The organism is Ancalomicrobiaceae bacterium S20, assembly GCA_040269895.1.
Classification (GTDB): domain Bacteria; phylum Pseudomonadota; class Alphaproteobacteria; order Rhizobiales; family Ancalomicrobiaceae; genus Methyloraptor; species Methyloraptor flagellatus.
Window position 1 is genome coordinate 2,671,485 of sequence record CP158568.1, and the last position, 21,117, is coordinate 2,692,601.

Sequence of the window (21,117 nt, forward strand, 5' to 3'; positions counted from 1 at the left end):
AACGACGCGTTCCCGGCCTCACGAAGCGCTCGGCTCCGTATAGGCGGCTGCGGCCAATCCGCCGCGACGATGTTTCGGCCTCCTAAGGCCATTCGATCATGGCCGAAATGGGTCGATTCGCCCATTGCCACAAGGCTTGCCGAGCAGGATCGTCTCAGAGGGCCGGCAGCACCAGTTCGCAGCGCAGACCGCCGAGCGGCGCATCGGCGAGCGCGAAGCGGCCACCATAGAGTGCCGCGAGTTCCGTGACGATGTTGAGACCGAGGCCGGTGCCTGGCACGGTCTCGTCGAGCCGGCGGCCACGCTTCAGCGCTTCCGCCCGCTTCTCGGGGGAAAGACCGGGGCCGTCGTCGTCGACCGTCACGGTCAGGAACCGCCGATCGCCGGAGCGCGCCGCCGCCTCGACCGTGACCGTCACGACGACATGGCCGCGGCACCATTTGCAGGCGTTGTCCATCAGGTTGCCAAGCGCTTCCTCGAGATCCTGCTTCTCGCCGCGGAACCTGACCGGCTCGGCCAGTTCCACCTCGACCACCACGCCCTTCTGTTCGTGGATCTTGCGCATCGCGCGGGCGAGCCGCTCCACGATCGGACCGACGTCCGTCACGGCGCCGATCACCCGGCGTTGCGCGGCCATGCGCGCGCGCTCCAGATGGTGGTCGATATGCTCCTTCATCAGCGCCGCCTGCTCGACGATGCGCGGCGCGATCGGGGCCTGCGACGAGCGCGCCTCGTTGGTGATCACCGACAGCGGCGTCTTCAGCGCGTGGGCGAGATTGCCGACATGGGTCCGCGCTCGCTCCATCGTCTCGCGATTGGCCTCGATCAGCGCGTTGAGCTCCTGAGCGAGCGGCACGATCTCGGAGGGGAACGAGCCGTCGAGCCGCTCGGCATCGCCGGCGCGGATCCGGAACAGCGCCTGGCGCATGCGCTCGATCGGGCTCAGGCCGAGCCGGACCTGGAACGAGGTCGTCACGACGAGACCGAGGCCGACGAGAAACAGAATCAGCGCTGTCCGGGTCGAGAAGGCGGTGACGTCGTCGCGCAATCCGCCCGCATCGCCGGCGACCGCGATGCGATAGGCGTGTTCGGCGGTCTCGTCGAAACTGATCTCGCGTTCGAGCACGCGCAGATCCTGCCGGTCGGGTCCGACGATATAGGCCTTGGCGATCCGGTCGTCGCCCGGGACCACGCCCGAATCGCTCGGCAGCGCCAGCACCTCGCCGACCAGCGACGGCGAGGTCATCAGCACCTTGCCGTCGCCGGCGCGCCGGACGACCCAATACCAGCCCGACAGCGGCAGCTCGAAACGCGGCTCGCCGACGTTTCCGGGCTCCTTGAACGTACCGCCGCCGTCGGCGGACTGCGCGGCCATCGCGCCGACCAGCGTCTTCAGATAGACGCCGAGCCGCTCGTCGAACGCCCGTTCGACCGAGCCGCGATAGACCGCGATCAGCACGAAGCCGGCGGCGGCGAGCGACAGGGCGCTCCAGATCGCAGCAAGAACGAACAGGCGAAGGGCAAGCGAACTACCCCGCATCGCCCGTCATGCCCACGGTGTAGCCGAGACCGCGGATCGTCTGGATCACGTCGACGCCGAGCTTCTTGCGCAGCCGGCCGACGAAGACCTCGATCGTGTTCGAATCGCGATCGAAATCCTGATCGTAGAGATGCTCGACCAATTCGGTCCGCGACACGACCTTGCCCTGATGCAGCATCAGGTAGGCGAGCAGGCGGTATTCGTGCGAGGTCAGCTTGACCAGATGACCGTCGACGGTGACGCGGCCGGCGCGGGTGTCGAGCCGCACGGGCCCGCATTCCATCTCGTTCGACGCATGGCCGGAGGCGCGGCGCACCAGCGCGCGGATGCGGGCGAGCACTTCCTCCATGTGGAAGGGCTTGGCGACGTAGTCGTCCGCGCCCGCGTCGATGCCGGCGACCTTGTCGCTCCAGCGATCGCGTGCGGTCAGCAGCAGGACCGGCATCTTGCGGCCGTCCTTGCGCCAGGTCTCGATCACGGTCAGCCCGTCCATCTTGGGCAGGCCGATATCGAGCACGACCGCGTCATAGGGCTCGGTATCGCCGAGGAAGTGACCTTCCTCGCCGTCGCTCGCGGTGTCGACCGCGTAACCGGCTTCCTTCAGCGCGTCGACAAGCTGCTGGTTCAGGTTCGGATCGTCTTCGACGACGAGCAGGCGCACGTTCGTTTCCCCCGGACACCGAATGGGTGATGCCCTTCGATAGCCTACTTTTTCTGTTCCGTCATGAACTGGCCGGAGCTCGCATCGAGCACGACCCGCTTCACCACGCCGTCGCGCGTGAGCAGCGTCACCCGGTAGGCGAGCTTGCCGGCATCCATGCACAGGTCCGCCTTGACGATGTCGCCTTCGAGCAGACGGCGGATCTCGGCCAGACGGCGGGCCCGGCCGTCGAGCAGCGCGGCGTTCATCGCGTCGACGCCCAGGCACTCGTTGGTCTGCGCGAGCGCAGCCTCCGGCGCAGGCGCACCGAAGGCAAGCGACACGACCATCAGAGGCACGACCAGGGCGAGCTTACGCAGCATGAAGGAAACGCTAGCGAGCCGGCGCTGAACCGTCGATGAACACCGGCCGCCGGCCGGCCGATGTCCACCGGTTTCGCTACGGCATGCCGGTCAGCCGGTGCGGCCGACCGGCGTATCGGTGAAGCAGCGCAGGATCGTGTTGCCGATGCCGAGCCCGGTGACGATCAGGCCGGCGGTCTTCGGGTCGGTCACGCCGGCCCAGTCGGTCGACATCAGGACGCCGAGCGCGGCGGCGGAGAGATTGAGCGCCAGGGTGCGATAGCCTTTCATCGTGGTCTCCTCGCCGCCCGGCGTTCTGGACGCGTGCACCCACCGGGCGGCGGGGCGGGTGCCGCGGAGGTGTGAGCGAACGTCGAGGGGACGGGCGACGCGCTAGGCGGTCGGGGGCCAGGGCGGGCGTTCCGGCAGCGTGTCGACGGCGCCGGAGACGACCGCGCGCAGGGCGATCCGGTAGGTGCGCCAGTCCTCGGGAAGTGCGAGCCCGAGTTCGGCGCGGCGCAGCACGACGATGTCGCTCGCCGCGAGCGCCGCCAGCGCCTCGGCCCGCCGCGCGGACACGGCGGCCGGCGTCGGCTCCGGAGCGGCGGCGGGTTCGGGCGCGTTGCCGTCCGCGAGCCAGGCCAGGTAGGCCTGCCAGTCGCGATTGTCCGGGTCGGCCGGGATGATCGCACCGTCGGCGCGGAATACGGCTTCGGTCGAGGTCGCTCGGTACATGGTCAGAGCTCCGCGCTGGCGGTCCAGTTGAACTTCAGGTCGTTGCCGGCCGACCACGTGGCCCCGGAGGTGTTCTGCATGGCGCCGAAGCCCGCCTGATAGATCGACGCGACCCCCGCGGCGCGCGAGACGCCGGCGACCTGGACCTGACCGGCGCCGCCGGCCATGTCGTAGAGAACGACGGTCGGCGACGCGCGCATCTTGGCGGCAAACAGGATCGGCACGAGCAGGTAGCCGTTCGCTCCGATCGTGGCGGGCATGACCAGTTCGTAGGGACTGTTGCCGGTGTTCGATCCGGGCGCGACGCCGTCGTTGTAGGAGGTCGCGAAGTAGCGCTGGCAGAGCGCGAGCTCGGCGGGATAGGGCCGGCGGTCGAAGGCGGTCGCCTCGCTGCCGGGCTCGAACTGCGGTCTCAGTACGGTGCCGGTCGAGAACTCCACGTTGGTCTGGGTCGCCGCGCTGAGCGTGCCGGTGTGGACCGGCGCCGATGCGTAAGACCCCGATCCGCTCGATCCGGTGCCCTGCCAGACCCGCACCGCGGCCGTGCCCGCGTGGCTGACCGTATAGGCGCCCGCCTCCACCAGACCGGCCTCGATCGGCAGGATCAGCGAGCCGGCCGTGATCGTCAGCGTGGTATCGAGGCCCGAGGTCGAGAGCGTGTAGGTCGCGCCCGCAGCGCCGCCCTTGACGCCGTCGTGGCCGTACTGGCCGGCACTGAGCGTCACCGTGCCGGCGACCGCGCGCTGATTGACGGCGAAGGCGGCGTTGCGCAGCCGATTGCGGAAGCCGTAGCCATCGAGACCGAGGTTGGTCCGCGCGGCCGCGGCCGTCGTCGCGCCGGTGCCGCCGTCGGCGATGGCCAGCGCGTTGGTGAGCGCGAGACGGAGCAAGGTCGTCGCGCCGGTCGCGGCGGCGATGCGCATCGCCTCGGTCCAGGACGATCCGGCGGCCGAGACCTTCACATGAAGGTCGTCGTCGCCGGTCAGACCGAGTTCGACCCGGCCGGAAAAGCCGTCCTGGAGCAGAAGCGACGCGGTCTTGTCGACCGCTTCCTTGTTCAGAATCAGCCGATGGCTGCCGGAGCCGCCGCTGGTGGAGGGTTCCGCCGAGAACAGCGCGGCCGGGGCGCGTATCGCTAATCGGTTGGTCGTATCGGCCGAAGCGTTGACGCCGAGCGCGGCGAAACCGTTGGTGCGCGCGACCAACGCGAAGGCCGGCTGCCAGTCGGTGCCGTCGAAGGCGATCGGCTGCACCTCGTCGACCACCCAGACCATCCAGCCGACCCTGGGTGTCGCAAACAGCCAGACGCCGTCGCGCCGGTAGGCGAGGCTGCCGGCCTTGCCGGCCCAGGCGCCGGTGGCGCCGGCGGCGGGGATGTAGCAGTCGCCCTCCATCGGTGCCGAAGGCGGCGTGTTCAGGTCGCGGTCGAGGACGGCGGCCTGGACGAGTTGATCGAGGAGCCCGAGCGCCTCGTTGTGGGTGACGTGCTTCTGCGCCTGCGCGGCCTCGATATAGGGCAGCGTCAGCCTCGGCGTCTCGGCCATGGCGGTCTCCGGTACGGCTCGTTTCGGGGAAGATCGGCCGGCGCGCGGCTCAGAGCCTGACTATCGCGGTGCGGGCGATGCCGGCACCGGCGGTCACGCTGAGCTGCGCGACGCGGATCGACTGCACGTCCCGCACCGCGCCGAAATCGGCAATCTCGTCGGCAGCCGGGTAGGTCGCCGAAGGGGCCGATGTCGTCATGGAGCGGACCACAACGCCGGCCGCATCGAGGATGTCGACGCGGTAGGCTTCGGCCTCCTCGCCGAGCGGCGCGTCGACCGCCGCCCAGGAATCCGCGCCGGCGGACCGGCTGCGGCGGATCCAGGAGAACAGCGCCGCGCCGCTCGCCGGATCGCGCCGACCTCGGATGGCGGTCGGGCTCGGCGGCAGCAGACCGCGACCGCTCGGCGTCAGCGACAGGGTGGTGAAGCTCGGCCGGGTGTAGTCCTCCTGCGCCGGCCCGACCCGCAAGGTCACCGGCAGACCGAGATCGTCGCGCCCTATGCCGACGGGCGTGACGGCACTGTCCAGGAGTACGAAATCGGCGCCGGCCGGCGCGGAGGCCGCTTCGGCGTCCCAGGCATCCTCGGAGCCGGCCTGTGCGCGCAGGAGCCGCGACAGCCGCCAGGTCGCGGCCGCGACGAGTTCGGCGCGCGCGAACTGGAACAGCTCCCAGCGGCCGTTCGGGAACCGCACCGCCGCACGATTGCCGCCGCCGAGCACCAGCGCGTCAGTGAGGCCCGCGAGCGTGCCCGAGCCATAGAGTGTCACGTCGAGCGTCGTCACCGTGTCCCAGCGCGCGACCGGACCGGGTGCGAAGGCCGACGCCGTGACGCCCATGGTGGCGCGGCGCTCGACCGTGCCGAGGCTCGCGACGGTATCGCCGCGATCGCGCCAGATCGCGAGCGACCCCGGCCACGGTTCGGCGAAGGCGGCCAGATACGGCTTGAACGCGTCGCCATCGGCATCGGCATGCGGAATGTCGAGGACACGCACGAGCGGCGCGCCCCAGACCGCCGGCGCGGCGGTGGTCGTGGTCCGGCCGCTCGCCGGCGCGGCCAGGCCGAGATCCGGATCGACCGTATGCGCCTCGATACGGCGGGCGAGCCCGGTCTCGATCTTCTCGATCAGCACGCGCCGGGTCCGGCCGCGGCTCTCGATGTCGACAATGTCGCCCGGCTCGAGCCCGATGCGATCCGGCCCGAGCGCGAAGCTCAGCGTCTCGCGCGCCGCCCATACATCGCGCAGCCAGGCATTGGCGAGCGTCGACATCGGGCCGACCGGGGCGATCAGCGCCAGATCCGCAGTCGCCGTCCGCGTCGCAGCCCCTCGAGCCGGCGCGACGACAGGGTCGTGCGACGGAAGTCGAGCAGCGCATCGGAGAAGGTGACCGCGACCTCGCGCGGCAGCTCGGCATCGGCGGTGCGGCGCACCTCGACGACGCTCTTGTTCGGTTCGTCCAGGCAGTCGGCCTCGGTCAGCGTCGCGCTCGGCTTGCGCCGCCGGCCGGCGAAGCGCAGCACCGTGCCGGCATCGACCGCATCGACCAGGAAGGCCGCGCAGAGCGGTTCGAGCGCATCGCGCGCCGAGAGCCGATCGTCGATCACATAGCCGTCGAGGTGGCCGGCGACGGCGTCGAAGGCGACCGCCGAGAAGCCGTGATCGGCGAGGATCGCGCGGATCAGCGCCTCCAGGCTCGTGCCGCCGAGCCGGCCGTTGAGCCAGTGCCCGGTCGCCCAGTTCGTCGCATCGGCCCAGATCGAATTCTGCGCCGGAAACGCCGGATAGGGCCGCGCGTCCCAGGTCCACAGGTGGATGCCGGCCGGATCGAGCATGCGGCCGCCGTAGACGGTCGAGACCGGGTTCAGCGCCGGCCGGAACCGCGTGTCGGCCGGATCGTAGGCCCGGAGCACGGCCTCCAACGTGCGGCGCTGCGCGAGGTCGTCGCGGGCGCCGGAGGAGAAATGCGGGATCGCGTTCTCGGCCGACTTCGGGTCCGGGAACACGTTCGGCTGGTTGGCGCCGTTGTCGACGGCCGGACAGCCGAGTTCGCAGAACCAGATCGGCTTGGCGCCCGGCGTCCAGTCCGTCGGGCTCGAGGCGCGCACGCCGCCGGGCCGGTCGTAGTGCCGGTTCGACCACCAGGCGACCAGATCCTTGACCCGGTAGACCCACGGTTCGCCATAGGCGCCGTCGGTGATCGGCGTCCGCACCTGCGTGCGCCGGTCGGCCTCGGAGGCATAGTACCAGTCGAAGCCCTCGCCGCCGGCGATGCCGTCGGCGAGGTAGTCGAGGTCGTAAGGCGTTTCCGCGCGAGCGCGGTCGAGATGGTCGCCCGGTCGCCAGTCGGCGAGCGGGGCGTACATGTCGATGCCGATCACGTCGATCGACGGGCTCGACCAGAGCGGATCGAGGTGGAAGTGGACGTCGCCGGTGCCGTCGGCCGGCTGGTGGCCGCGCCATTCGGTCCAGTCGGCCGCGTAGGTGATCTTCGTCCCGGTGCCGAGCCGTGCCTTGACCTCGCCGGCGAGCGCGACCAACGCGGTCACGAACGGGTAGGTCGAGGCGTCGGAGCGCAGCGTGGTCAGGCCGACCAGCTCCGAGCCGATCAGGAACGCATCGACGCCGCCGGCCGCCTGCGCCAGCGCGGCGTAGTGATGGATCAGGCGGCGATAGGTCCATTCGGGCGGACCGGAATAGGCGACCGCGCTGCCCGCGACCGAGAACTGCGCCGATGTCGCCGTGCCGACGAAATGCGCGATCGCGCTTCCCGCAGCGGCGGTCTTGTCCTCGGTGCCCACCCGGCCCGGAGCGATCGGCGTCGTGATACGCCCGCGCCAGGGAAAGGCGGCCTGCTCGGCGGCCCCATAGGGATCCGGCCGGCCGTTGCCGGCCGGCACGTCCATCATGATGAAGGGCGCGAGCATCACCTCAAGGCCGCGCCGGCGGATTTCCTGGATCGCCTCGACCACGGTCGCGTCGGCCGGCGTGCCGCCATAGGCCGGGACGCCGGCGACCAGCGACACGGTCTCCGCCTCGGTGCGCGTCAGCCCGCCGACCGACCACGCGACCGGCGTGGTGGTCTTCTGGGCGACGTCGACCTTCGGCTTCACCGTGCAGGAGCCGACACGCAGGTCGTCGCCGAACCAGGCGCAGACGAGCGAGATCCGCCTGAGGTTCGGCGCCACGGCCTGCAGCTCGTCGAGCGCGGCAACGAGGTCGGTCGGGGCCGTCAGTGCATGACGATTGTCGGAGGCAGAGACCGCGGTCGCGCTCGTGCGTGTGACCGCCGTGGTCGCATAGCCGAATTCGGTCGAGCCGGGGATCAGCGTCACGCCGCGGATCTTGCGCTCGAGCGTGTCGACGACGCGAATGACCTCGAAGGTCAGCTGCGGCAGGCGATTACCGAAGTCGTCGAGCGGCAGGCGCTCGAACACGACATAGGCGAGGCCGCGATAGGCCGGGACGTCCGTGCCCTGGCGGGCGAGGATCAGGCTGTCCGGCGCCTGATCCTCGGTGCCGAGATGGACCCGCATGGTCACGGTCTCGAGGTCGAGCAACGTCCCATCGGCCCAGACGCGGCCGATCCGATCGATCGGTCCTTCGCAGAGCCCGACGGCGAAGTTGCCGTAATACTTGTAGTTCTCGGCCTTCGGCCCGCCCTTGCCGCCCGAGGTTACGGTCTCCTCCTCGTAGCGGGTCGCCCAGATCACCTGCCCGGCGATGCGCGCGCGGCCATAGATGCGCGGGATCGCCTTGCCCTCGGTGGAGGTCTGCACGTCGAGATCGGAGAGCCGCGGCCCGCGCGTCCCCTGGCCGGAGCGGATCAGCGTGCTGTCGACGGCGGCGCCGAGGAGACCGCCGGCGGCCTGACCGATGACGGCGCCGAGCGGGCCGAGCAGCAGCGTGCCCGCCGCGCGTCCGAGCGCGGAGAGAGCGATCGTGGCCATGGGAGCCTCCGGGAGGGGGTGTCGCGATCGAGGGTTAGAATTTTAGCTATTTGACAACTTCAATTTTTGATAATAAATAACATGTAATTCAATCTAGGGGTTTAGGATAATGCAATCCAGAATTGCAATTCAAGCAGCCCGCGACAGCAAGCGCCTTCAGATCAGCTACAATGGCTTTGTGCGGGTCGTCGAGGTCCATACTGTTGGAACCACCACGGCGGGAAACGAGGGCATGCGCGTTTGGCAAGTCCGCGGCGGCAGCCAGAGCGGCGAGACAGCGGGCTGGAAGATGCTCCGCTTCGACGAAGCAGGTCCCATGAATATTCTTGACGAAGCATCCGAAGCGCCCCGTGAGGGGTACAAAAAAGGTGACAAGGGATTCAATGTCATCGTTTTCGAGATCTAGCCCGCCACAGTCGCACCGTAGATTTTCAGGGCTGTCCGCCTGATTCTGGCAGCAATCAGAAAAATGAACTAGCATGTTATACTCCCGTATCAATCGATCACGCTAGGAAACCGGAACGCGGCGGCGAGCCGCCGACGCCACCAGGGGCCGAGCGGGCTTTCGACCACCGCGGCGCCGTCATAGGCGTGGATGAAGCGGTCATCGGCCGATAGAATGCCGATGTGTTTCATCGGCAGGTGCGGCCGGAACCGGAACAGCACGAGGTCGCCGGGGCGCAGGCCCAAGACCTCGATCTCGGTCATGTGGCGCCGTCCGGCGCCGGCGAGGCGTTCCTCGCGGGTCGCTTCGGCCCAGTCGGCGGTGTAGACGCCGGCGGCCTCGGGCTCCGGGCCGAGCACGGCGCGCCAGACGCCGCGCACGAGCCCCAGGCAGTCGCAGCCGACGCCCTTCAGCGAGGCCTGATGGCGATAGGGCGTGCCGATCCAGGTTCGCGCCTCGGCGAGAATCGCGGCGCGGGTCGGTCCCGGTCGCTCGTCGGCGACCGCCGCCGGCGGTTCGAGAGGCTCCGGCGCGCTCATGCGATCAGCGCCGCGCCGTCGGTGAGCTGGCCGGCCGCGGCCGCGCTCGCGACCAGGAAGTCGGTGCCCGGAATATGCGGGAAGCCGCGGAAGTTCGCCGTGTTGGCGAAGCGGTCGCGGCAGGTCTCGAACCGCTTGTCGCAGCCGGCCGTGACGGTGAACGTGTCGCCGGCCGCGACCGGGCCGGCGGCCGCCTGCCACAGGTCGACGGCGACCGCGCCGCCCGCTATCGCATGCCGCTTCACTTCGGTGGCTCGGCCGGCGTTGGCGCCGCTCGCCCAGACGAGCCGGCCGCCGTCGAAGGTCCCGCTCGCAAAGCCGTCGAGACCCGAGACCGTCAGGCTGCGGTCGCCACGCTCTGCGGTCACCGTCCCGGTGCCGCGCCGCGACGGCTGGGTGAGATCGATCCGGCAGCGCGCATCGCCGAGATCAGCATCGCAGCGATGCTGGTAGAGCCGGCCGGAGGCTTCGCCGAGCACGGCCGAGAGCGCCCGCACCTCGGCTCGAAAGCCTCCGTCGGTGCGGATCACCTCGCCGATCGTGCCGGTCGAGAGCGCGAGATGAAAGGTCTCCGGATCGGTCCAGTCGACCAGGAATACCTCCAGCCGCGCCCCGTCGTAGAGCCCCGCCTCGACGTCCGCCTCGTTGATCGCGGCCGAGGACAGTGCGCCGCTGACCTCGAGGCCGCCGACCGCAAAGCCGGCATTGGCGACAGCCTCGGAAGTCGCGAGGCCGGTCGCCGCGTCATAGGTCGTCCCCGCAAAGACGAGCGGCCGGTCGTGGTCGGTGAAGCCCATCACCGTACCGTCGGCGCGGGTCAGCCGGAAACAGGTCGCGAGCGTCGTCGCCGGGCCGTCGAGGCGCGCGGCGAAGTCGGGCGAGAGCGTCTTCATGTCTTCACCTCGATCAGCGGGATCGACGGGATCTCGCCGGCGGCGAAGGCGGCGAGGTCGATGCGGATCTCGTCGGTGTCGAAGCGCACCGGCACCTCGAACCGGAATCCGGCCGTGACCGTCGCGCCGGCGGCCGGGATCGCCCCGGCCCGAAAGGTCACGGCGCCGGTCGTCGTATCGACGTCGAAGTCGGTGCCGGCGATCTTCTCGGCGACCCCGACGGCGACGCGCACGCTGGCGGAGACAGGCTTCGCGATCGTGCGCGTCCATGCGCCCGAGCCGGTGCCGTAGCGCTTGACGAGCTGGAAGGTGGTCGTCACCCCGTCGCCGACGCCGAGCGCCTGGTCCAACGGACCCGGCACGGCGCTCGGCGCGCAGGAGCGATCGTCGATGGCGTCGCGGAAGCGGAAGCCGTGGAGCCGACCGCGCCGCGCCTCGAAGAAGGCGACCACCGCCTGGCAGTCGTCGAGCGAGCGCAGGCCGGATCCGGCATCGTAGCGCCGGCGCGAATCCGCCCAGCGCGCGTTGCGCAGCTCCCGGCCCGAGCCGAGCGCGACGATCTCGGTGCGCCGCTCCGGACCGCCGGACGCCTTCAGCGCCACGGCGAGCGGAAACGACACCTCGTGGAACGAGGGATCTGTCGACACTGGCATTTCTCCTCGCTGATTTGATCTTGCTCAACGCGGCCGCGATTCCGTTCGGATAGCTCTATTCCCGACAAGTCTTTCGGAGATCAAATGAGCCACACGCCTCACGAACTCGTCGCCGAGCTGCCGGAATACGCGGAACGCATCCACAGCCTGAAGTCGACAAATCAGCATTTCGCGCGTCTGGCAGAGAGCTACCACGAGGTCAATCGCGAAATTCATCGGATCGCCTCGGAAATCGAGCATGCGTCCGACGAACACGTCGAAGCCCTCAAGAAACAACGTCTTCTTCTTCTCGACCAGTGCCGCGCGGTACTGGCCGAAACGGAAAACACCGGAGCCTGAGCCCCTCCTCGTTGGGTCCGGTGTCAGAGCCCGCGCCGTCCCCGTCCGACGGCGCGGGCCAACATTGTCTGGAGCTGCGCCTCCGATCTGCGGAAGCCCTCGACGTCCGGCGTGTTGATCGTCACCGCCACGTTGACCGCAGCCTGCCCTTGTGTCGCCACGCCGAGCCGGCCATCCGGCCCGCGCGTGAGCGGCATGACCGCTTCGGGCCCGGCCTCGCCCATGAGGCCGGTGCGCCCGTCGGCGAGCGGGAAATAGCTCGGGCTCGCGACCACGCCGCCCGAGGCGAAGGGCACCACGCGCCCGCCCTGGAACGCCCCGCCCTTGGCGAAGCCGAGCGCCGAGCCGATGCCCGACAAGGCCGAGCTCGCGGTCGTGTCTATCAGCTTGGTCAGCGGCGCCAGCGCATTGGTCAACGCGCGGTCGACCAGCCTCAGACCGATGCCTCGCAACACCGTATCGAAGCTCCGGCCCTGTTCGACCGCCCCCTTCAACGCGCCGGTGATCGAGCGGCCGAAGGCGAGCGACGAGGTGTTCAGCGCCTCGAGCGACTTCGCCAGCGACGCCGCCGTCTCGTCGGCGGCGGTCAGATCCTTCGTGTCGAATTCGGCCATGGCCGCCTCCTCTCTCGTCTCACGGTTCGGTCGGTCCGCCGTCCGCCGCCTCGCGGTCCGGATAGCGGGCGAACAGTGTTTCAAAACCGGCGCGGTCGAGCGGCCCGCGGACGGGCGGCGCGAGCGCGGCGGCGAATTCGCGCGGGGTCATCGCCCACAACGCGGCCGGGGTGAGCCCCCAGCCCGCGACGGCCGTCCTGATCACCGCGTCCCAGGGGAACGGCCGGGGCGCCCCGGGACCCGGCGAGGGCGGGCGAGCAGGCTCCCTCCCCTGGCTTCGCTCCAGCCCCTGCTTTCGCCTCGGCGGCTCCTTCCGGAGCCTCGGACGGCGCGCCGAAGGTCGCGACGATCAGTCGGGCGGCGATGTCGGCGAAGCCCGCCGCACCGCCTTCGGCCGTCATGGCGGCCACGGTCTCGTCGTCGACCGCCTCGCCGGCACCGCGCAGGCCGGCGCCGACGACGCGGATCAGGTCGAGCGCCGAGAGCCGGCCGGAGCCGAAGCGCTCGGCGAGCGCGACCAGATCATCGACGCCGAAAGCATGTTCGAGCTCGGCGAGCGCGCCGAGCGTCAGGACCAGGCGACGCGACCGGCCGTCGATGACGGCCTCGATCTCGCCGCGGCGGGCATTGGCCATGGTCGCCTCCCTCAGAGCGCGGTGAAGCTGACCGCGCCGGCCGATTCGAGCGCGATGTCGAAGGTGACCTCGCCGTCGTGATCACCGGAGAATTCGAGCGCCGCGACCTGGAACAGCCCGTCGAGGTTGGCGAAGTCCGGGATCACGATGCGCCAGGGCCGGATCGCGCCGGCGAAGAACACCCGGTTCACCGCCGCATCGGAGGCCGAGTCGCGAAAGACGCCGGCGCCGGAGATCGAGGCGCGGCGCACGCCGGCGCCGGCAAGCAGTTCGCGCCAGCGGCCGGGGCTGTCGGCATCGGTGACGTCGACCGTGTCGGTCGAGAGCTTCAGCTTGCGCGAGCGGAGCCCGGCGACGGTCACGAAAGTGCCGTTCGCCTGCTCGTCGAGCTTCAACAGGAGGTCGGTGCCGCGCTGGGTGGCCATGGGGTCCTCGCGAGTGTGGGACGGATCGGATGAGTGGCGCCGCTCAGGCGGCCGGTTCGGTGATCGCGGCGAGCCGCAGCACGGCCTCCGCCGTGACGCGGTCCTTGAGCACGCGCGTCTCCACATCGGTGACGCGCAGCAGCACGAGCCGCCGGCCGTCGAGGGCGAGCGACGCATTGTCGAGCGCCGCGGCGACCGCGTCGGCGAGCGCCGCGAGCGTGTCGCGCGGCTCGGCGCGGGTCTGGGCGCGCAGGGTCAGCCGATGCCGGGTCAGCGGTGCGTCGAGCCCGCTCGCGTCGGTCGAGCGGATCTCGTCGAGCGCGACCCAGGGCGGGGCGAGGTCGCGCGGCAGGCGATCGTGGACGCGGGCCCCATGCAGCGCAGCGACCACCGCCGCATCCGCCCTGAGCCGCGCCACGATTGCGCCGGCGAGCGTTCCGGTCGGGCCGCTCATGCGAGCCTCACGGAGCGATAGGGCGCGATCAGGCTCTCGAAAGTGTCGGCGAGCGCCGCCGGCACGATGCCATAGGCGGCACCGTCGCGGTTCTCGTACCAGCGCGCCACCAGAACGAGGATCGCCTGACGCAACGGGTGCGGCACGGCGAGGCCCGAGGGGCCGTAGCCGGCGACGAGATCGATCTCGATGCCGTTCAGCCGGCGCCGCTGCCGGATGCCGGCGCCGGCCTTGATGGCGACGCGCGGCGGGGTTCCCGCGCTGTCGACCTCATAGGCGATCGTCGGCAAGGTCGTCGGCACGCCGCTCGCGTTGTAGACGGTGATCGCCGTCACCTGCACGACCGGCGTGATGGGCAGGGCGAAGACCCCGCCTTTCGGCCAGTCGTCGAGGCAGATGCGCCAGGCCTGCTCGATCAGGACCCGGCGGGTGGCCTGTTCGACCTGCAGACGCGCGGTCGTGATCAGCGCGGCGAGCAGGGTGTCGTCGTCGCTCGTGGTGAGGCGCAGATGCGCCTTCACCTCGGCGAGCGTCAGCGGCTCGATCGCCGGTGGGGTGACGAGGATCGCGGTCATGGGGTCCACCGCTCGATTGAAAGGAGGGAAAGGGCCGACCAGTGGCGGTCCGCCCCGCGCCCGTGGGGCGAGGCGGACGGGAGGCGGACCGCCGGTCGGCGGGTCCGATCGCGGGAGGGGATCGATCAGGACGTGCCGAACTTCATGAGCTTGATGGCGTCGAAGTCCTGGACGCCGCCGCCGACGCGCTTGGTCGTGTAGAACAGCGTGTAGGGCTTGGCGCTGTAGGGATCGCGCAGCATGCGCATGCCGATCCGGTCCACGACGAGATAGCCGCGCCGGAAGTCGCCGAAGGCGATCGCGTAGCTGTCGGCGGCGATCGCCGGCATGTCCTCGGCCTCGACCACGGGGAAGTTCATCAGCGTGGCCGGCGCGCCGGGGGTCGCAGGCGGCGACCAGAGATAGGCGCCGGTCGTGTCCTTGAACTTGCGGATCTCGGACTGCGTCTTGCGGCTCATGACCCAGGACGCGTTCTGCCGGTAGCCGGCCTTCAGCGTGTAGACGAAGTCGATGAGCTTGTCGGACGGGTTCGACGACGGGAAGGCGCCGGCCGCGCCGGTCGCGACATAGCCGAGGTTGCCCCAGCTCCAGGACGCGGCCGCGACCTGGTCATAGGCGAGAAAGCCCTTCGGCTTGTTGACCCCGTCGCCGGTGACGAAGGCGGCGCCTTCCTGCTCGGCGAAGGCGGTGTCGATCTCCTCGGCGAGCCAGGTGCCGATGTCGATGGCGGCATCATCGAGCAGCGCGCCGCTGGCCGACGGCATGGCGTAGAGCTCCATAGTCGGGAACGACATCAGCGACAGGGGCGGGCTCGCCGTCTCGGTACGCGCGCCGGTCTCCGCGACCCAGCCGACAGCCGGGCCGGTCGCCGAGAACGGCTTGTTGTAGGTCATGGCCGAGATCTGGCGATTGCCGGCGATGGCACGGATCGGCGAGATCTGCGTCATGCGCCGCATCACCTCGCGCTCGAGCTCCGGCGGCACCAGGTAGCCGCCGTCCGGATTGGAGCCGACCGACAGCGCCTTCTCCTCGAGCCGGCGCAGGTCCTGCTCGGCGCCGGAGCGCACATAGGCCTCAAAGGCCTGCTTGTGCTCGGCGCCGCGCGGCGACAGGTTCGGGCGCTCGACACCGAGCCCCGGCCGCGCCTCGCGCAGCGCGATGCCATCGTACTTGCGGGTCAGATCGTCGAGCACGCGGTCGATGCGGGCGAGCTTGTCGGTGGTCAGCGGATCCTCGGCGCCGCGCTTCTCGATCTCGGCGAGCCGGCGGTCGTTGGTCTCCTTGTAGGACTCGAACGCGCCCATGAACGAGCCGGTCGAAGCGGCCGCGTCGGAGACGGACTTCTGCTCCGGCGCGGGTGCCGGGACGGGAACGGATGCGATGGTCATGAGATCACCTCGGTTCGGGGTGTGGTTCGGTGTGGTCGACACGCGACCGCTCCGGCGATGGCTCGCCGGCACGGCCGGGATCGCGCGGCGATGCGAAATCGCCGGGATTGGGATCGCCGCGACGGCGTCAGAAGCTGCGCCGCCGCTCGGCCGCGGCGGCCTGTGCCAGATCCCGGGCGATGGCGCGCATGCGGGCGACATGCGCCTCGGCTTCCAGCGCGAGGGCGGAGACGCCGCGGGTTGAGAGCGGGCCGACACGCGCCTCGGGCTGCATCGGGAAGGTCACCAGCGAGATCTCCCAGAGATCGACCTCGTGCAGCCGCCGGATGCCGCTGCGCGGATCGCGGCGGCCGCGCACGGTCTTGAAGCCGATCGACAGGCCGTCGAGCACGCCGGCGTCGAGGAGCGCCAGCACCTCGCGCCCCTTCGACAAGCCGATCAGGATCTGGCCACGCACCGCCAGGCCGCGACCGTCCTCGCGGATCTCCAGCCAGCGGCCGATCGGCTCGGCCGGATCGTGCTGCCAGAGCATTTTCACGCCGCTCGCGCCGCGACGGGCGAGCGAGGCGGTGAAGGCGCCGCGCTCGACGATGTCGCGGCCGAGATCCTCGACACCGAACAGGCTGGCATAGCCTTCGAAGCGCCCCTCGGCATCGACGCGGATCGGGCCGGTCCCGGCGCGTTTCATCTCGGGCGGGCAGACGAGAAACGGCCTCATCGCGCGCCCTCCCGGCCCAGATCGTCGCGTGCCGGCTCGGGTCCGAGCACGCGCCGCGACAGGCAGGCGACGAAGCGGCGGAACACCGCGAGATGATCCGGCGCCGCGCGGCCCGCTTCGGTCCGCACACACGGGTCGACGTTCACGCCGGAGGACCGGCGCGGCAGGGATTTCGGGGTCATGGCGAAACTCCGTTCGGACCGGCGTACCCGTGATCGGGGCCGGTGTTCGGTACGGGATCGAAACGGGCTCAGGCGTCGTCGTCGAAGAGACGCGTCAGCCGCGCGACTTCCTGGACGAAGTCGTTGAACCGCTTGTTGGATGCGGCGAGTTCCTTGAGGCTCCAGACCAACAGGGCGCTGGCGCCGGAAGCCCAGAGGAACAGCGCGCGATGGGCGAGATCGCCCTTCTCGCCGAACACGCGCGCGACATCGCCGATGTGCCCGAGGTCGTTCATCGGATCGGCTCCTAAGGGACCGCGTCGGTCGGAATGCGCCCGGCCGACGCCCCGCGCGGGCTGTAGCCGACCGCGAGGCGCTTCTCGTCCTCGTCGAGGAAGGTCGCTTCGCCGAGCCGCTTCCAGAGGGCGGAGCGCTCGTCGGCGAGCGCCTCGATGGCGTCGACATCCCAGCCGAGCCGGAGCCGGGCGCCGAAGGCCGGGCCGAGCCAGCCGGTCAGCGCCTCGGTGGTGCGGGCGACCAGCGGCAGCACGGTCAGGCGCCAGAAGGCGCGGTTGGCCTCGGCATAGTTCGAGTAGGTGTTGTCGCCGGGGATGCCGAGCAGCATCGGCGGCACACCGAAGGCGAGCGCGATCTCGCGCGCCGCCTCGCGCTTGGCCTCGATGAAGTCCATGTCCTTCGGGCTGTAACCCATGGCCTTCCAGTCGAGACCGCCTTCGAGAAGCAGCGGCCGGCCGGCGTTGCTCGCGCCCTGGAAGCCGTCTTCCAGCTCCTTCTTCAGCCGCGAGAACTGCTCGTCGGAAAGATTGCCGCCGTCCTTGGCCTGGTAGACCAGCGCGCCGGAGGGCCGCGCGGAGTTGTCGAGCAGCGCCTTGGCCCAGGCCGAGGCCTGATTGTGCACATCGAGGCTCACCTGCGCGGCCTCGATCGGCGCGAAGCCATACTGGTCGTCGAGCGGATGAAACTGCTTCAGGTGCAGGATCGGCGACGGCGCCTCGCCGTCGACCGCGAAGCGCACGCTGCGGCCGTTGACCGAATACTCGTAGGCCTCGGGCCAGCCGTCCGGGCCCGGCACGAGCTTCATACGATCGGGCCGGAGGCGGTAGAGCTCGCGCGGCACCCCGTCGATGTCGACGCGCTCGACATAGGCGTTGCCGGAGACCAGGAGATGGCCGAGCACGCCCTCGATGAGATCCCGGCCGCATTCGTGCGGGTTCGGCCGGGCGATGAGATCGAGCAGCGGATGGACGGTCAGCTCGCGATCGTCCTCGTAGAGCAGCAGGGGCACCGAGGCCGCCGCCTCGCAGACCATGCGCACGGCGCGGAACACGATCGGATTGCGGGCATAGCCCTCGCGGGCGAGGCCGGCATAGTCGCGCGGGCTCCAGAGCGGCCGGCCCTGTCCCTGCAGCGCAATCAGCGGCCCGACGCGGGAGGATTTTTGCTCCGCCTGGACCGCCACGGCCGGGCGCGCCGGTCCGCCAGCGACCCGGCGCAAGGTGTCGAGGATCGATGCCATGAGAGGGCCTCGCCTGATTTGAACTTGTTTTCAGTTCATCGATGCCGGGAAGGCACTTCGATGCGTTTTGAACCGGATTCTGGTGCACTCGGCTACATTCCTCGTGCGCGCCGGTCCGTCGGTGTGCAAGCGAGGCACTGGTTCGCTGGAAGGTCCGATGCGGAGTGCGGCATACCGGTCAAAGAGGACGCCGGCGTACGGAGTCGCTTTGGCTGTGTCGCCCCAAGACGATGAATGTGCCAACCAACCGAGGCGCGCCCTGCCCCGGCGCTCGGGAACAGGATGTCAGGGGTGAACCCTACGTTCCGCTCCCCTGGCGAGAACAGCCTCGGCTCGACGCGGAGAGGACGGCCGCGGCGGAGCGAAGGTGCGATCCGACTAAATCGGAAGTGCGAAAAGGCACTCCGGCACTCCGGCACTCCGGCACTCGATGGTCGCACAGTTTGATCAGGCGATCGATCATAATGCATGCATCACACATGCCTGACCTTCGGACGACCTCTGCTCTCGAGCATCAGCACCGTCAATGCCCAGACCAGCGCGTCCAGCCGATCGGGCGACCGGCCACCGGCCAGACCCTCGGGGCCGAAGTCACAGAGTTCGTCCTCGAGCGCCGGGAACGTGCCGGCGTGACGCACCCTGCCCTGCGCATAGAGCGCGGCGACCGGCTCGGCGCGCAGCCATTTGCCGCGCGTGGCCCGAACGGGGCGCACGGGCACCGAGGCATCGACCTCACGCACCACGGCGGCGACCATGTCGCCGCCCTGATTGACCTCCGCGACCAGCGCGTCGGCCTCCAGTGCGTGATAGAGACCGATCGCGCGCGCCGCCCAGTCGGTCGGGCGGCCGGAGCGAAAGCTCTGATCGGCCAGTACATAGGCCATACCATTCTCGTCCCGACCCGCCGCGACGATGCCGCAGGCATCGGCCTTGGCACCGGAGGATGCCGGCGGGTCGACCGCGACCACGATCCGCTTCAGGACCGGCGCGCGTTCGATGCGCAGCCGTTCGATCTCCTCGCGCCGCCAGAGTGCGTCCTCGCGATCCTCGATCAGCTCGCCGTCCAGTTCCTGGCGGCCGAGCCGCGTGCCCTGATAGCGGCCGACGATCGCATCGAGAAAGCGCGGCGCCAGATTGAAGGCGTTGGCCCCGGTCGAGGCGCGCGTCACGGCGGTGCCGGGATCGGCGATCAACCGTTTCAGGAGCGGCACCGGCCGCGGCGTCGTGGTCGCGACCTGGCGCGGGCGATCGCCGAGCCGCAAGCCGAATTGCAACATGTCCCAGACCGCCTCCGCATGGCGCCACTTGGCCACTTCGTCGGCCCAGGCGGCCTCGAACTGCGGCCCGCGCAGGCTTTCCGGATCTTCCGACGAGAACACCTGCGCGACCGCGCCGTTCGGCCATTCCAGACGGCGCAGCGACGGGCGCCAGCTCGGGCGCTCCGCCTTGCGATGGATGCGCAGCAGGCCGGAGACGCCCTCGATCATGACATCACGGACATCGGCCAGCGTTTCGCCGACCAGCGCGATGCGGCCGGCGGGGGCGGCGGCGAAGGGCGGCCGGCCGAGCGCCAGACCCTTCACCCATTCCGCGCCGGCGCGCGTCTTGCCGGCGCCACGGCCGCCGAGCACGAGCCAAGTGGTCCAATCGCTCTCGGGCGGCAGCTGGTCGGCCCGCGCCCAGACCAGCCAGTCGTCACGCAGACGCGCCCAGTCGGCGTCGCTGAGCAGAGCGGTGATTTCGGCGAGCTCACTCCGTGCGTCGGAGGCCCTCAATGCGGCGCGCAAGATCGAGGCGGAACTCATCGATATCGACCTCCGGCTCGGCTGCGGCAGGTTCAACCGTCGTCTGCAGTCCGATGAGCAGTTCCAGCGTGCGCGCAAGCGCGGCGAGCGTGCGGGCGTCCTTCTCGTCGGGAATCGCGCCGCTGCCGTCGCCGAAGCGGCGCTCGATCTCGACGATCTGCTTCTCGACCGCGAGGAACAGCCGCCGCACCAGCGCGGTGCGGTCGACCGGCGGCAAATCGCCGGGACGCCGGCCGCTACCGCGCCGGCTCGACCAGCCCGCTCGGAAGGCCTTTTGGTAGACCGCCTGCGGCGTCACCCCGAACATCGCCGCGATCGCCGCGGCACTGAGGTCGGTCTCCTCATAGGCACGGCGGATCTCGCTCCAGTCCCGGAGGAGCCGCGCGTTCGGGCGACATCCGGTAGACTGCCCGGCGGGCGGGCGACGTTCGGGCGAGCGCCCTGCGGCCGCGGCGGCCGACGGATCGGACGCCGTGTCGGCCACCCCGTGGGCCATCGATGGATCAGCCGCCTCCGTCCCAGGGCCGGCCGGGATCGGCCGACCCGCCGAAAGGGCGTCGGCGGACGCCGTGGCAGACGGAACGGACTTGCCGTCGGGAGCAGCCAAGACACACCTCCTTCGAAGCACGACACTTCGATCCGACTGCAAAGCGGCAGGCGATCGGAGCGTCGGACACATGGCCATCGGTCGGCGGCGATCGCGGACGGTCGCGGTGGGTGGGGCCGTCGATAGGCCGGCTGGCGTCTTCGCGCGACACGCAAGGGGCATGTCGGCGCTGCGCATCGTCTTGAAGGACCACCATTCCAAACGTGCAGGCGAAATTACGCGCATCCGGCAATCGCCCGCGCCGTGCAGGCCATGTCGGAGCACGCCGGCCCTCGCGGGCCCCCGGGTCAGCGCGCGCGTCCGTCCGATCTCGGGGTTTTCGAAGTCCCCCGCACCGGGACAAAAGCCGGAGGCACCGAAGTGGCCCAGCCAGAGCGGAGACGCGCAGGCGCTCTCCGCGAGGCTCAAGCCACCATCAAGGGAGAAGACCTTCGCGAAGCCCGAGAGCGGCCAGCGATCGGCCCCGCAAGGCCGCCACGAACACACCCATCCGGCCACGCCATTTCGAGTGACCTTCGCAAAATGCAGAAGGCGGAAGCATCGCAGGTGCACCCAGCCGG

General features: G+C 70.2%; 23 protein-coding genes and 2 pseudogenes. 2 read left to right on the top strand and 23 right to left on the bottom strand.

Going from position 1 to position 21,117, the window contains the following annotated elements:
* Positions 1 to 154: 154 nt before the first annotated feature.
* The 7 genes and pseudogenes from ABS361_12160 to ABS361_12190 form a co-directional block, all read right to left on the bottom strand.
* The gene (locus ABS361_12160) at positions 155 to 1,540 is read right to left on the bottom strand and encodes an ATP-binding protein (GenBank protein XBY42870.1); all 1,386 of its coding nucleotides are present in this window, start codon (positions 1,538 to 1,540) and stop codon (positions 155 to 157) included.
* Positions 1,530 to 2,201, bottom strand: a complete 672-nt coding sequence (locus ABS361_12165) for a response regulator transcription factor (protein XBY42871.1) — start codon at positions 2,199 to 2,201, stop codon at positions 1,530 to 1,532. The genes ABS361_12160 and ABS361_12165 overlap by 11 nt, the downstream gene beginning before the upstream one ends.
* Before the next feature lie 44 nt (positions 2,202 to 2,245).
* Entirely contained in the window at positions 2,246 to 2,563 is a 318-nt protein-coding gene (locus ABS361_12170; GenBank protein XBY42872.1) for a hypothetical protein, read from the bottom strand.
* 90 nt (positions 2,564 to 2,653) lie between these two features.
* On the bottom strand, positions 2,654 to 2,833 hold the full coding sequence (locus ABS361_12175; protein XBY42873.1) for a hypothetical protein: 180 nt from the start codon (positions 2,831 to 2,833) through the stop codon (positions 2,654 to 2,656).
* A 102-nt stretch (positions 2,834 to 2,935) separates the two neighbouring features.
* On the bottom strand, positions 2,936 to 3,277 hold the full coding sequence (locus ABS361_12180; protein ID XBY42874.1) for a hypothetical protein: 342 nt from the start codon (positions 3,275 to 3,277) through the stop codon (positions 2,936 to 2,938).
* A 2-nt stretch (positions 3,278 to 3,279) separates the two neighbouring features.
* Entirely contained in the window at positions 3,280 to 4,821 is a 1,542-nt protein-coding gene (locus tag ABS361_12185) for a DUF2793 domain-containing protein (GenBank protein ID XBY42875.1), read from the bottom strand.
* 49 nt (positions 4,822 to 4,870) lie between these two features.
* Positions 4,871 to 8,769 (bottom strand): annotated as a pseudogene (locus tag ABS361_12190) (glycoside hydrolase/phage tail family protein).
* 109 nt (positions 8,770 to 8,878) lie between these two features.
* Here ABS361_12190 and ABS361_12195 point away from each other — a divergent pair.
* On the top strand, positions 8,879 to 9,175 hold the full coding sequence (locus ABS361_12195) for a hypothetical protein (GenBank protein XBY42876.1): 297 nt from the start codon (positions 8,879 to 8,881) through the stop codon (positions 9,173 to 9,175).
* An 89-nt stretch (positions 9,176 to 9,264) separates the two neighbouring features.
* Here the strand turns inward: ABS361_12195 and ABS361_12200 are convergent, their stop codons facing one another.
* From ABS361_12200 to ABS361_12210, 3 genes are read right to left on the bottom strand one after another with little or no spacing between them, the layout of a single operon-like run.
* Complete coding sequence (locus ABS361_12200) at positions 9,265 to 9,753, bottom strand: NlpC/P60 family protein (GenBank protein ID XBY42877.1); 489 nt, start codon at positions 9,751 to 9,753, stop codon at positions 9,265 to 9,267.
* Positions 9,750 to 10,646 carry a DUF2163 domain-containing protein gene (locus tag ABS361_12205; GenBank protein ID XBY42878.1) on the bottom strand — a complete coding sequence of 299 codons (897 nt, stop codon included), beginning with the start codon at positions 10,644 to 10,646 and terminating at the stop codon, positions 9,750 to 9,752. Before ABS361_12205 ends, ABS361_12200 begins: the two co-directional genes overlap by 4 nt.
* Complete coding sequence (locus tag ABS361_12210; protein ID XBY42879.1) at positions 10,643 to 11,293, bottom strand: DUF2460 domain-containing protein; 651 nt, start codon at positions 11,291 to 11,293, stop codon at positions 10,643 to 10,645. Before ABS361_12210 ends, ABS361_12205 begins: the two co-directional genes overlap by 4 nt.
* Positions 11,294 to 11,383: 90 nt before the next feature.
* Here ABS361_12210 and ABS361_12215 point away from each other — a divergent pair, with 90 nt between their 5' ends.
* Positions 11,384 to 11,638, top strand: coding sequence for a DUF465 domain-containing protein (locus ABS361_12215; GenBank protein ID XBY42880.1), 255 nt, complete (start codon positions 11,384 to 11,386; stop codon positions 11,636 to 11,638).
* Between the two features lie 23 nt (positions 11,639 to 11,661).
* On the opposite strand, the gene ABS361_12220 is transcribed toward ABS361_12215, so the two are convergent.
* The 13 genes and pseudogenes from ABS361_12220 to ABS361_12280 all read right to left on the bottom strand — a co-directional run bounded on the left by ABS361_12220 (position 11,662) and on the right by ABS361_12280 (position 20,557).
* On the bottom strand, positions 11,662 to 12,252 hold the full coding sequence (locus ABS361_12220) for a phage tail tape measure protein (protein ID XBY42881.1): 591 nt from the start codon (positions 12,250 to 12,252) through the stop codon (positions 11,662 to 11,664).
* 19 nt (positions 12,253 to 12,271) lie between these two features.
* On the bottom strand, positions 12,272 to 12,457 hold the full coding sequence (locus ABS361_12225; protein ID XBY42882.1) for a phage tail assembly chaperone: 186 nt from the start codon (positions 12,455 to 12,457) through the stop codon (positions 12,272 to 12,274).
* A gap of 127 nt (positions 12,458 to 12,584) precedes the next feature.
* Positions 12,585 to 12,887: pseudogene (locus ABS361_12230) on the bottom strand (gene transfer agent family protein).
* A gap of 11 nt (positions 12,888 to 12,898) precedes the next feature.
* Positions 12,899 to 13,312 (bottom strand): phage major tail protein, TP901-1 family, encoded by a 414-nt coding sequence (locus ABS361_12235; protein ID XBY42883.1) that lies wholly within the window; start codon positions 13,310 to 13,312, stop codon positions 12,899 to 12,901.
* 43 nt (positions 13,313 to 13,355) lie between these two features.
* Positions 13,356 to 13,766: a DUF3168 domain-containing protein gene (locus ABS361_12240; protein XBY42884.1), complete on the bottom strand. Its 411-nt coding sequence runs from the start codon at positions 13,764 to 13,766 to the stop codon at positions 13,356 to 13,358.
* Positions 13,763 to 14,341 (bottom strand): head-tail connector protein, encoded by a 579-nt coding sequence (locus ABS361_12245; GenBank protein XBY42885.1) that lies wholly within the window; start codon positions 14,339 to 14,341, stop codon positions 13,763 to 13,765. Before ABS361_12245 ends, ABS361_12240 begins: the two co-directional genes overlap by 4 nt.
* Before the next feature lie 125 nt (positions 14,342 to 14,466).
* Positions 14,467 to 15,729: a phage major capsid protein gene (locus ABS361_12250; GenBank protein ID XBY42886.1), complete on the bottom strand. Its 1,263-nt coding sequence runs from the start codon at positions 15,727 to 15,729 to the stop codon at positions 14,467 to 14,469.
* Between the two features lie 127 nt (positions 15,730 to 15,856).
* A complete protein-coding gene (locus ABS361_12255) occupies positions 15,857 to 16,417 on the bottom strand; it encodes an HK97 family phage prohead protease (GenBank protein ID XBY46887.1) in 561 nt (186 codons plus the stop codon).
* Positions 16,418 to 16,443: 26 nt separating this feature from the next.
* The gene (locus tag ABS361_12260; protein XBY42887.1) at positions 16,444 to 16,629 is read right to left on the bottom strand and encodes a hypothetical protein; all 186 of its coding nucleotides are present in this window, start codon (positions 16,627 to 16,629) and stop codon (positions 16,444 to 16,446) included.
* A 68-nt stretch (positions 16,630 to 16,697) separates the two neighbouring features.
* A complete protein-coding gene (locus tag ABS361_12265; GenBank protein XBY42888.1) occupies positions 16,698 to 16,904 on the bottom strand; it encodes a hypothetical protein in 207 nt (68 codons plus the stop codon).
* An 11-nt stretch (positions 16,905 to 16,915) separates the two neighbouring features.
* Positions 16,916 to 18,145 carry a phage portal protein gene (locus ABS361_12270; GenBank protein ID XBY42889.1) on the bottom strand — a complete coding sequence of 410 codons (1,230 nt, stop codon included), beginning with the start codon at positions 18,143 to 18,145 and terminating at the stop codon, positions 16,916 to 16,918.
* 473 nt (positions 18,146 to 18,618) lie between these two features.
* A complete protein-coding gene (locus ABS361_12275; GenBank protein ID XBY42890.1) occupies positions 18,619 to 19,950 on the bottom strand; it encodes a terminase family protein in 1,332 nt (443 codons plus the stop codon).
* Positions 19,895 to 20,557, bottom strand: a complete 663-nt coding sequence (locus tag ABS361_12280; GenBank protein XBY42891.1) for a hypothetical protein — start codon at positions 20,555 to 20,557, stop codon at positions 19,895 to 19,897. The genes ABS361_12275 and ABS361_12280 overlap by 56 nt, the downstream gene beginning before the upstream one ends.
* Positions 20,558 to 21,117 lie beyond the last annotated feature (560 nt).